This window comes from Limnobaculum parvum, from assembly GCF_003096015.2.
Lineage (GTDB): Bacteria > Pseudomonadota > Gammaproteobacteria > Enterobacterales > Enterobacteriaceae > Limnobaculum > Limnobaculum parvum.
This window is the reverse complement of record NZ_CP029185.2, coordinates 3,046,573-3,058,712: the sequence shown is the minus strand read 5'-3', so window position 1 is coordinate 3,058,712 and position 12,140 is coordinate 3,046,573. Positions and strand designations below refer to the sequence as shown.

Below are 12,140 nucleotides of genomic sequence, written 5' to 3'. Positions count from 1 at the left end.
GGTATCTGAACCCCGTTTTTGTCTAGCCAATGCTTTAAATGAAAACGGGAAAGGAAAGAGTAATTCTATGAGTGATATAACTCACGACGGTGTGGAACGCCAACCGCTCCACCAGTTTACTGAGAATGCGTACCTTAACTACTCAATGTACGTCATTATGGATCGCGCATTGCCCTTTATTGGCGATGGGTTGAAGCCAGTACAACGTCGTATCGTTTATGCAATGTCTGAGCTGGGGCTGAATGCCGCGGCTAAGTTTAAGAAATCGGCACGTACCGTGGGTGACGTGCTGGGTAAATATCATCCTCACGGCGACAGCGCCTGTTATGAAGCGATGGTATTGATGGCGCAGCCATTCTCCTATCGCTACCCGTTGGTAGACGGTCAGGGAAACTGGGGGGCACCGGACGATCCTAAGTCGTTCGCCGCCATGCGTTATACCGAATCTCGCCTGTCTAAATATGCCGAACTGCTGTTGGGTGAACTGGGTCAGGGAACCGTAGACTACGTACCAAATTTTGACGGCACGATGCAGGAGCCTAAAATGCTGCCTGCCCGTTTGCCGAACATTCTGTTGAATGGGACTACCGGTATTGCGGTTGGTATGGCAACGGATATCCCTCCGCATAACGTGCGTGAAGTGGCTAATGCCGCAGTGATGCTGTTGGATAACCCCAACGCCACGCTAGATAATCTGATGACCGAAATTCAGGGGCCAGACTATCCAACAGAAGCTGAAATCATCACCTCACAGGATGAAATCAGAAAAATCTATCAGAGCGGTAAAGGTTCGATTCGTATGCGAGCCGTGTGGAAGCGAGAGGATGGCGATATCGTCATTACTGCGCTTCCGCATCAAACTTCTGGCGCTAAGGTGATGGAACAGATCGCCAGCCAGATGAGGGCGAAAAAGCTGCCGATGGTGGAGGATCTGCGCGATGAGTCAGATCACGAGAATCCAACTCGCCTAGTGTTAGTCCCTCGTTCTAACCGTATCGATCTGGAACAGGTGATGAATCATCTGTTTGCCACCACCGATCTGGAAAAAAGTTACCGCGTTAACCTGAATATGCTGGGTCTAGATGGTCGCCCTGCGGTGAAAAATCTGGTTGAGATCCTGTCGGAGTGGTTGATTTTCCGCCGTAATACGGTGGTTCGTCGTTTGAATCACCGTTTGGAGCGCGTACTGAAACGCCTGCATATTTTGGAGGGGTTACTGGCGGCCTTCCTGAATATTGATGAAGTGATCGAGATTATTCGTACCGAAGATGAGCCAAAGCCGGCATTGATGCAGCGTTTTAACATCAGTGATACTCAGGCCGAAGCGATTCTGGAATTGAAACTGCGTCATCTTGCCAAACTGGAAGAGATGAATATTCGCGGTGAGCAAGCCGAGCTGGAAAAAGAGCGCGAATACCTACAAGGTCTGTTGAGCTCCGATCGTAAGCTGAGCTCGCTGATTAAGAAAGAGATTCTAGCGGATGCACAAACCTACGGTGACGATCGTCGTTCACCGCTGGTGATACGTACTGAAGCTAAAGCAATGAGCGAACATGATATTGTTCCTTCAGAGCCGGTGACCATTGTTCTTTCTGATATGGGATGGGTGCGTAGTGCCAAGGGTCATGATATTGAGCCATCGGGGCTGAGCTATCGCGCTGGCGACAGCTTCAAAGCCGCTGCTCGCGGTAAGAGTAATCAGCCAGTGGTGTTTATTGACTCAACCGGACGCAGCTATGCACTGGATCCGTTGACGTTACCGTCTGCGCGTGGACAAGGTGAGCCGTTGACCGGCAAACTCGCTCCGCCGCCGGGCGCAACGGTTGAGCAGGTGTTAATGCACGCTGACGACCAGAAGTTACTGATGGCATCGGATGCTGGGTATGGTTTTATCTGTACCTTTGAAGATCTGGTGGCTCGTAACCGTAACGGTAAAACGATGATTACTCTGCCGGATAATGCCAAAGTGCTAATGCCGCTGGAAGTCAACAGTGAAGACGATCTGCTGTTAACCATTACTACCGCTGGCAGAATGCTGCTGTTCCCCGTCGGTGATTTGCCACAGTTGTCGAAAGGTAAAGGTAATAAGATTATTTCTATTCCTTCGGCACAGGCTGCCGCAGGTGAAGATCGGATTGCTTATTTATTTATCCTGACGGCGAAATCATCCGTGACGCTACACGTAGGTAAACGTAAGCTGCTACTGCGGCCGGAAGATTTGCAGAAATTCCGCGCTGAAAGGGGACGTAAAGGAACGCTGTTACCTCGAGGGTTGCAACGTATCGATGATATTGATGTTGAAACCCCTCCTTCACCAGTTGAAGAGGCACCGGTCACCGAGTGATTTGGCTGCGGAAATATGGATGAAAACTCAGGCTGCTCTGTTTACAGAGCAGCCTGTTTCGTTTCTGCAATCACTGTTTTCCCACTGATGATGCGATTAAACGGGGTTTCCTCTGAATAGTGAGATACTGATTCAGCAAAAGGGAGGATTTTTTGCATTATGAGTGATTGAAATAAAATCGATTCCCTCATTTGACTTATTATTGGAATCAGTGCGTTTTCTTTATAAGTCGGTATACTTATCGGCTATAAATGAATGAGGTTTATATGTTAGTTATTCTGCGTGCTTTGATTGTTATTCCATTTTGCATTCTGGTTTGTCTGGTTGGCTCGTTATATTGTCTTTTTAGCCCGCGCAACCCTCGCCATTCCTATACTTTCGGTCGACTGTTTGGTCGTCTGGCACCGGTATTTGGCTTAACGGTGGAAACGCGCGTTAATCCAGAGGTTAAAGCTGACGGAAATTGTATTTATATTGCCAACCATCAGAATAATTACGATATGGTAACGGCGGCTGCTGCCGTACAGCCAAGAACGGTGACGGTGGGTAAAAAAAGTCTGCTGTGGGTTCCTTTCTTTGGCCCCTTCTATTGGCTGACTGGCAATATTTTGATTGATCGCAATAATAAAACAAAATCTCGCGGTACCATTTACCAAATTATTGAGCAGATGAAAAAACGTGATATCTCGGTGTGGATGTTCCCGGAAGGTACACGCAGCAGAGGGCGCGGTTTAATGCCGTTCAAAACGGGTGCTTTTCATGCGGCTATTGCTGCGGGTGTACCGGTTGTGCCGATTTGCGTTTCCAGTACTAGTGGTAAGATAAAGCTGAACCGTTGGAATAATGGTCATGCGATTGTAGAGATGATGTCTCCTATTGATACCAGCAGCTATGATAAAGATCAGGTGCGCGAACTGGCACAACACTGTCATGACGTCATGACGGCAAAGTTGGCTCTGCTGGATCAGGAAGTTGCTGAACGTGAAGCAGCCGACCGTCAACATTAATAACGTTTATTACCCTTATTGGTAATTTGTACGGCAGTGATTGTAATGTGGGTGCTGGCGTTTATCGCCAGTGCAAATCGACGATCCTGCCATTTTGTTTTGCATAACGTGATACCAATACATTAGCGTGATATTTTTTGACGCTGACAATACAAAGCGGATCGGGATTGGTCCCTTTAGCTGTTATACACGAAGGTTGTTTGAATGGTTGCTAAGATTAACAACAAAATGATACCAATTAGCCGCCGCCGCTTGTTGCAGGCGACGGGTGCCACGTTGGGTGCGAGTATGGTTTCTCCGGCGTTTGCCGCAGCACCTCAGGTGGCATTGCCTGTCCCTCCTCTGCTGGAAACCCGCAAGGGTCAGCCGCTTTATCTTTCTCTTCAACGTGCCCATTGGGAATTTATCTCCGGTGCCCGAGTGAGTACCTTAGGGTTTAATGGCCGCTATTTAGGACCCACGGTTCGGGTTCGCAATGGTGATGACGTTAAGATGGTCTACAGTAATCGCTTAAGCGATCCGGCCGCTGTAACGGTGAGCGGGCTTCAGGTTCCTGGTACTTTAATGGGAAATGCAGCGCGTATGATGTCACCGGGTGTGGATTGGGCCCCGATTATTCCTGTTCGTCAGCAGGCTGCAACCTGCTGGTATCACGCGATTACGCCAAATAAGATTGCTTCTGATATTTACAACGGTCTAGCCGGTATGTGGATTATTGAAGATGATATTAGTCGCGGTTTGGCGATTCCTAATCAGTATGGGGTTAATGATTTTCCCGTTATTCTGCAGGATAAGCGCTTTAGTTCTTTTGGTCAGTCGGAATATTCCAATAGTGGTGCCAGTGAGTTGGGTTTTTTGGGTGATACTTTACTCACCAACGGCGTTAGTGGACCTTATGTTGAGGTCGGCCGCGGCTGGGTCAGATTACGTTTGTTGAATGCCTCAAATTCCCGACGCTATACCCTGACATTAAGTGATAATCGGCCATTTCATCTGATTGCAAATGATACCGGCCTGTTGACGGCTCCGGTTGCTGTTTCTCAACTGAATTTGGCTCCGGGTGAGCGTCGAGAAGTGTTGATTGATATGTCAAAAGGGGACGAAGTATCCATTTCTGCCGGGCTTTCTGCCAGTATTGTCGATCGACTCCGTAGCTTCTTTGAACCATCGAGCATTCTGAATTCATCACTGGTGTTGACCATTAAACCAACGGGGCTAATGGCGCTGGTAACGGATAAGCTCCCAGCTAGTCTGAAGTCGGTGGATGTATTAGACGGTAGCATCGCCCGTTCTCGCGAATTCGTGTTGGGCAGTGATGTTCCGGGTATCAATGGTGCTATTTGGGATCCACTGCGTATTGATACTAAAGTGAAGCTAGGCACCTGGGAGCGCTGGACTGTCAGCACCGCTAAACCTCAGGCATTCCATGTTCAGGGTGCTTCGTTTTTTGTCAGCTCAGTTAATGGCGCGAATCCTTCGCTGGAAGACAGTGGCTGGAAAGATACCGTTTGGGTTGAAGGCAAAGTTGAATTGTTGGTGAAGTTTAACCAACCATCGTCGCCGCATTTCCCGTTTATGTACTATAGCCAGAATCTGGAACTGGCGGATCGCGGGAATATCGGGCAGTTGCTGGTTGAAGAGTAATATCGATATTAGCTTCGATGAATATTCCGGCCGTAATGGCATGGTGCTTATATTGGCGTAGTGCTCGGTCGGTTGGGCCATAACTCAGCTACGGAGTGCATCGGCCTAGTCCGCCTAGGGGTACTTCGTTGGCTTGCGCCAAGTCGACCCCAGCGGCGGCCTCTCCCGATGATTAACTTTGTTAAAAACCTCTCTTCTACAAATACCTGTTAGCTAATCTTTCTCCTGAACATCCAATAAGCCATGCTCCCCGTGGTAACAGTAATGACCAACAGCGGCCACAGGCTTCCCCAAATAATCGAGAAATCGGCGTCTTTCAGGTAAATCTGCTTAGTGATATCGGTGAAGTGGCGGATTGGGTTAATCCAAGTGAGGTTTTGTAGCCACACCGGCATATTCTCTACCGGTGTTACATAGCCGGATAGCAGAATGGCCGGCATCATAAATACAAACATGCCAATAAATGCTTGTTGTTGCGTAGCGCACAGCGAAGAGATCAGCAGGCCAAAACCTACCAGTGACAGGGTGTAAATCAGCATGGTGCTGTAAAACAGCATTAGCGATCCGGCGAAGGGGATCTGATAGAAAAAGATCCCGATGATCAGCACAATAGAGGCCTGAAACATCGCCACAATCATTGCTGGAACGGCCTTACCAATAAATATTTGCCAAGTGGTAAGTGGAGAAACTAACAATTGTTCCAGAGTTCCCTGTTCCCGCTCGCGGGCTACGGAGAGTGAGGTCACAATCAGTACGCCGATGGTAACAATCATGGCGATCAACGATGGCACTACAAACCATTTGTAATCCAAGTTTGGGTTATACCAGTTTCGCATCACTAATTGGCTATTGTTCTGTTTAGGTACTCCAGCACTGATTTCTAATTGGTATTGCTTAATAATCTGTTGAATATAGTTGGCAGCAATTTGTGCGCTGTTAGAGCGGCGGCCATCGAGAATAATTTGCAGCGGTGTATTTTGGCCCGATTCGATACGGCGGGAAAAATCTGCCGGGAAGCGTACCAGCAACAATGCTTTTTGCTGATTAATGGTCGGTTCTATTTCTTGCGAACCGCGCAGCAGAATGACATTACTGAAGGCTTTGGCCTTGGCAATCCGCTGGGTTAGCTCAATGGAAGATTTACCGTTATCCTCACTGTAGATAGCAATGCTGGCGTTGGTCACTTCTAACGTAGCAGCAAACGGAAACAGAATCACCTGCATCAATACCGGCAGTACCAGAATGGCTCTGGTTTGCGGATCGCGCAGCAGCGACTGTAGCTCTTTGGCGATCAGTGACAACATGCGGTGAAGTATGATGAGAGTATCTTGCATCATTGATTAGTCCAGACGCCGTTTGGTTTTCAGTGCCGTTAACCCAATAAAGAAAACCGCAGATGCAATCAGGAACAGCAGATTAATAAACAGAATGGGGCCAATATTTCCAGCCAGAAACAGGGTTTGTAAGGTGCTGACAAAGTAACGGGCGGGAATGATATAGGTTACCGCTCGTACTACCTCTGGCATGCTGTCAATTTCAAATATGAAGCCGGATAGCATCACCGCCGGTAAAAAAGCGGCATTCAGCGCCACCATCGCGGCGTTAAACTGGTTGCGGGTTAAGGTCGATATTAGTAGCCCCATACCCAACGTGCTGGCAAGGAACAGGCTGCTCATTCCAAACAGGATCGGTAATGACCCCCGATAGGGCACGTCCATGACCAGTACCGCCACCACCACGCACAGTGCCATAGCAATCATACCGAGGAAGTAATAAGGAATTAGCTTGGATAGCAGTAACTCTCCCCGGGTAACCTGAGTGGAAAGTAGTGCTTCCATGGTACCGCGTTCCCATTCACGGGCGATGACCAACGAGGTGAGAATCGCGCCAATCACCGTCATAATAATGGTGATAGCGCCGGGAATAATAAAATTGCGGCTAATGGCTGAAGGGTTAAACCAGTAGCGTAGCTGAACATCGATTAACCCCTGAGGCGTCTCTCCTCGATCGATAGCCTGATTTCGCTGCCAGATTTGCCAGATACCTTCAGCATACCCCTGAGCAAAGTTGGCGGTATTAGGTTCACTGCCATCGGTTATCACCTGAATGGGAGTGGTATCTTCCGGTCGCAGCAGGTGTTGTGAAAAGTCAGAAGGAATTACCACTAAGCCACGAATTTCACCCGCCTGTAGCTTATGAATTAATGTGCGGCGATCGGTACTGATAGTGGGTGCGATATAGGCGGAACCAATAAAAGCATCGACCAGATGGCGAGCTTCTGGCGTTTGTTGTTCCATCAAAATCCCGATCTTTAATTTGCTGGAATCCAGATTGATACCATAACCAAAAATAAACAGCAGCATCAGTGGGATCACAAAGGCGATCAGCCCGCTGCTGGGATCCCGCAGGATTTGGTAGCTCTCTTTACGGCACAGGGCAAACAGGCGACGCAGGGAGAAGAAGGTATTTGGCTTTTTGACTGGTGAATCACCCACTTTCAACCTCCTTGTCATAACCCAATACTAAATCAATAAATGCCTGCTCCATGGTTGGATTAGGGTTCTCTGCGGTCGCAATCTGCTGCTTAAGATCGTCAGGTGAGCCAGCGGCAATGATTTTCCCCCGATAGACCAAGCCAATACGGTCGCAATATTCTGTTTCGTCCATAAAGTGGGTGGTGACCATCACCGTAACCCCTTTTTCCACCATGCTGTTAATGTGCAGCCAAAACTCCCGACGGGTAACGGGATCGACGCCGGAAGTAGGTTCATCGAGAAATAGAATGTCCGGTTCATGCATCAGAGCGCAGGAGAGGGCCAGACGCTGTTTAAATCCTAAGGGTAAAGCATTTGGCTCTTGCTTAAGGATTGGGGTGAAGTTAAAGGCCTTGATCATATCGGCCATCTTATTTTTCTGTTTCTCTCCATACAGGCCATAGGCACCGGAAAAGAATTTCAGATTCTGCTCCACCGTCAGGTTGCCATACAGAGAGAATTTTTGCGCCATATACCCCAGCCTCTGGCGTGCTTTACCGGAACTGGTTTTCAAGTCCATATCCAATACCAGCGCTTTTCCGCTGGTGGGTACTAGCAAACCGCACATCATCTTAAAGGTGGTAGATTTGCCAGCCCCGTTAGGCCCCAACAGGCCAAAAATTTCACCTCGTTTTACCTGAAAGCTCACGTTATCCGTTGCGGCAAAGCTGCCAAACTTTTTAGTTAGTGAAATAGCTTCGATCACCACATCGTGAGGGTTGCCCTCAACACTTGGCATAATTTGTCCCAGAGCAGATTCACTGGTCGGGTTTCCCCCTAATAAATCAATAAAAGCATCTTCAAATCGAGGTTCGGCTTCTTCTATGTAGGCTTCAGGCTGACCAAGCCATTCAGGTAATTTGCTGTGATCCTCTCCTTCACGCAGAATCAGGCGGACGGATTTCCCTTGGATAACGCCATCGCTAACCTGCGGCAGAGCCAGCGCCTTTTGCAACATTTTGCGATTGGTTCCCTGCATGGCGGTAATCAGAACGCTTCGGCCCGCCATACGTTGGGTCAGTTTCTTTGGCGGGCCGTTAAAAATGAGTTCACCTTCATTCATTAACAGTACCTGACGGCATTGCTCTGCTTCATCCAGATAGGAGGTACTCCACAGAATCAGCATGCCTTCATCCGCCAGTTCATGCACCATCTTCCACAGTTCCCGGCGGGATATAGGGTCAACGCCGACACCGGGTTCATCCAGCAGTAAGACTTTTGGCTGACCTATCAGCGTACAGGCTAAACCCAGTTTTTGTTTCATACCGCCGGAGAGTTTACCGGCCAGCCGATCGGTAAAGCGGGATAGGTCGGTGAAGGTTAGCAGTTTTTCAAAGATGATTTTACGTTCTTCGCCAATGACACCGCGGAGATCCGCATACAGATTCAGGTTTTCGATTACCGACAGATCTTCATATAGGCCAAATTTTTGCGGCATATAACCTAACACTGCGTGCAGTTCGCCATCATTTTTGATCGGATCCAGACCCACAACCCGAATGGTACCGGAATCAGGTTTAAGCAAACCCGCCAACATACGAATTAATGTGGTTTTACCGGCACCGTCTGGCCCGACTAACCCCATCACCGCACCGCTGTCAATTTGCGTTGTCAGTCTGGCGACGGCAGGTTTAGCGAGTCCTTTAAAGCTTTTCTCAACGTTATCCAGAACGATATGGTGGACGTTTACTGAGTCAGTATCACTCATGGTGCACCTTAGCGAACCGGAAAAGCGAGGGTAACTGGCATACCCTGACGTAAATTATCATCCGGATCGGAAACGATAACCCTCAGGCGATAGACCAGATCGGTACGAAGTTCAGGGGTTTCGACACTTTTTGGCGTAAATTCCGCATTAGGGGAAACAAAACCAATCGTGCCGTGGTAAGGCTTATCGGGGCGTGCATCGGTATAGATTTCAAGCTCAGTACCGGGCATCGCTTTAGCCAGATTGACTTCACTCACATAGGCTCTTACCCATACCGGATTGGTTAATGACAGGCTAAATACCGTATTACTGGCACTCAGCATGCTGCCTGGTTCAAGAGCACGGGTAAGAATGGTGCCTTCGGAAGGGGACAGTAAGGTGGTATCTGATAGATTCAATTCAGCCTGAGCTAAAGCCGCTTCAGCCTGTGACAGATTCGCTTTAGCCTCTGCTATTTCTTGCGGGCGGCTGCCAGTTTCAAACTGCGCTAATTTATCTTTCGCTGATTGTAAGGAGGCTTTGGCTTGATCCCTTGCATTGCGGGCATCATCAAGGGTATTGGCGGAAACCGATCGTGTTTTCCACAGGCCCAACTGGCGTTGATAGAAGCTTTCGGCATATTGATAAGCGGCCTGATTCTGCGTTAGTGCCGCTTTGACCTGCGCTATCTCTTCTGTGCGATAGCCTTCTTGTACCAATGCCAGACGCGCTTTCAGTGATTCAACATTCGCTTTGGCTTGCTGTAGCGCATTGATGTAGGGGACATCATCCAATCGACCCAGAATTTGCCCAGGTTTTACGCGGTCGCCTTCATCAACGGTTAATGAAGCCAGACGCCCACCAACGCGAAAATTTAGATTTACCGTTCTGATGTCAACGTTACCATAAAGGGATAGCGATGCGTTTCTACTGTGGTTATAGCTATTCCACGAGTAAAAGGCGGCAATGGTACAGAGGATGACAACAACAATCAGAAGGCGTTTTGTCTTGGCCATAAGATGCAGCTTCCGTCTCGATTTGGGTTCGATTAACCGTAGGGTAATGTCATTAACGTTAGCATAAACAGGTAATGGCTATGAATGTATATTTGAGCTAATTCCTTGTGCGAATTAGCAGAATAGCGATGGCAAAAGGTGAACGGAATAGTCAAGATAGCCCGGATAAAGGTGATCTATCCGGGCCAAGAATGTTGGGGAAATTAACGGTAATCAGGGCCTACAACAGAATATCGACCGCTACCCAGTAACATGGTGATGATGGCAGCAAAGAAATAGAGCGATTCGGTTTCTAGGCCCCAAGCACCAACTTTGGTCAGTGTATATATTTTTCCGGTGCCTACCATCAAGGTGGCTACTAACAGAGTAAACGCCACAATTAATGCCGCAGGGCGAGTGAAAATACCCAAAATAATCAGTATCGGGGCAACAATTTCACCAATAAAAACGCCGTAAGCAATGAAGTAAGGTAATCCTTGATTTACTAACATATCACCAATCCAACCAACGCCATGTTCTATTTTAGCTACGCCGTGAAATATCATGAGTACGGAAAATACGACTCTTAAAAGAAGCTTTCCGCCGTCCTGATGATCTGTCAGGCGAGTAAATGATTGATTCAGTTTTGCAAGCATAGTTTACGTCCTGTTCTGCTATTATTAAATAATATATATTTGTCAATTGTGGAATTTCTAGATTTATATCTCGAAATATGGCAAGAGAATGGATGAAAGCCCAGCCCCAATGGGATGAAGTATAGTTGAATTGTTTGAGTTATCCATAGGTTAGTACATTTATTTTGCTTGAAGAAATAGGTGGTGTTGTAATTTCAATATATTGCAACATAAAAAATTATTTATATCTTAATTGTTAGTTTTTAAGATCGATTTTTTTATATTATCTCATTAATTATTCTATTATAAATTCTGTGTTAGAGGCGAAGCCCAAAATATTCAAGAAGTTATTCCAAGGTGCGCTATAAGTCGTTATTGAATATACGCCGGCGTGGGAGGGTTTATATTTATTTAGCAGAGTGAATTATTGGTAATAATGACAGTATATCTTATTACCAGATGGGGCTATGCTATGTGGATATGGTGTTATCAATGTATATATTCGGCGTCAGAATTAGAGGTAGAAATAGATTATGGGGCCTTTTAGAAATGATAAAAGTATTAAGCTGCTATTAGAAAAACAGTTACAGTCATATGGTATTAGTCACTATTGCTATTTCCTCATCCCTAAGTACGCACAAACTGCACCCATCATTCTTTCGAACTACCCGGAGGAGTGGTTGTCTTGCTATATCGCTGCGGAGCTTTATCTTTTTGATCCGATAGTCGTTTATGCAAAACAGTCAATACTTCCTTTTGCATGGAGTGACATTCTGGAACCGAGTAAAAGCACGGCGAGTAATGGTATGGAAACTTTTCCCTCACGCTACAATATTTTTGATGGTTTTACCTTTACGCTTCGTGATGCCAGTAATAACTTGGTTTTACTCAGTTTTTGCAATATAAACAGAGATGAGTATTTTCACGATAAAATTCAAAATAATCTGGCAGATATACAATTTCTACTAATTAAAACGCATGATAAAGTGAATAATGTGATTAATAATAACCTACTTATTGAGAACGAGGGTTCAATATTATCATCGAGGGAGCTAGAGATATTGCAGTGGGTTAGTATGGGGAAGACCTATATAGAATCAGCTATCATTTTAGGTATTCGTGAAAGAACAATAAAATTTCATATGAAGAATATCGTAAATAAGCTGAATGTCTCAAATGCCAGACATGCAATAAAGAAAGCGATTGAATTAAATTTACTTAATTAGTTAGCTGAAAGGCTGATGTTGTCGATATCAAAAAAGTTGTTTGAAATATGAACGCTTCAGCAAGTGAT

The 12,140-nt window shown here is 46.6% G+C and carries 9 protein-coding genes; 4 read left to right on the top strand and 5 right to left on the bottom strand.

Annotated features, from left to right (window positions below):
- The first annotated feature begins 67 nt into the window (after positions 1–67).
- From parC to ftsP, 3 genes are all read left to right on the top strand, one after another.
- Complete coding sequence (gene parC / locus HYN51_RS12695) at positions 68–2,344, top strand: DNA topoisomerase IV subunit A (protein ID WP_108900364.1); 2,277 nt, start codon at positions 68–70, stop codon at positions 2,342–2,344.
- Positions 2,345–2,610: 266 nt separating this feature from the next.
- A complete protein-coding gene (locus HYN51_RS12690; RefSeq protein ID WP_108900363.1) occupies positions 2,611–3,351 on the top strand; it encodes a 1-acylglycerol-3-phosphate O-acyltransferase in 741 nt (246 codons plus the stop codon).
- Positions 3,352–3,582: 231 nt separating this feature from the next.
- A complete protein-coding gene (gene ftsP / locus HYN51_RS12685) occupies positions 3,583–4,995 on the top strand; it encodes a cell division protein FtsP (RefSeq protein ID WP_108902060.1) in 1,413 nt (470 codons plus the stop codon).
- 209 nt (positions 4,996–5,204) lie between these two features.
- On the opposite strand, the gene HYN51_RS12680 is transcribed toward ftsP, so the two are convergent.
- From HYN51_RS12680 to HYN51_RS12660, 5 genes are all read right to left on the bottom strand, one after another.
- Positions 5,205–6,329, bottom strand: coding sequence for an ABC transporter permease (locus HYN51_RS12680; RefSeq protein ID WP_407936350.1), 1,125 nt, complete (start codon positions 6,327–6,329; stop codon positions 5,205–5,207).
- Positions 6,330–6,335: 6 nt separating this feature from the next.
- On the bottom strand, positions 6,336–7,508 hold the full coding sequence (locus tag HYN51_RS12675) for an ABC transporter permease (protein ID WP_108900362.1): 1,173 nt from the start codon (positions 7,506–7,508) through the stop codon (positions 6,336–6,338).
- On the bottom strand, positions 7,483–9,237 hold the full coding sequence (locus HYN51_RS12670) for an ATP-binding cassette domain-containing protein (protein WP_108900361.1): 1,755 nt from the start codon (positions 9,235–9,237) through the stop codon (positions 7,483–7,485). The genes HYN51_RS12675 and HYN51_RS12670 overlap by 26 nt, the downstream gene beginning before the upstream one ends.
- 8 nt (positions 9,238–9,245) lie before the next feature.
- A complete protein-coding gene (gene hlyD / locus HYN51_RS12665) occupies positions 9,246–10,232 on the bottom strand; it encodes a secretion protein HlyD (RefSeq protein ID WP_108900360.1) in 987 nt (328 codons plus the stop codon).
- 203 nt (positions 10,233–10,435) lie between these two features.
- Positions 10,436–10,867, bottom strand: a complete 432-nt coding sequence (locus HYN51_RS12660; RefSeq protein WP_108900359.1) for a DoxX family protein — start codon at positions 10,865–10,867, stop codon at positions 10,436–10,438.
- Positions 10,868–11,379: 512 nt separating this feature from the next.
- Between HYN51_RS12660 and HYN51_RS12655 the strand changes: the two genes are divergently transcribed.
- Positions 11,380–12,072, top strand: a complete 693-nt coding sequence (locus HYN51_RS12655) for a helix-turn-helix transcriptional regulator (RefSeq protein WP_108900358.1) — start codon at positions 11,380–11,382, stop codon at positions 12,070–12,072.
- The last annotated feature ends 68 nt before the right edge of the window (positions 12,073–12,140 follow it).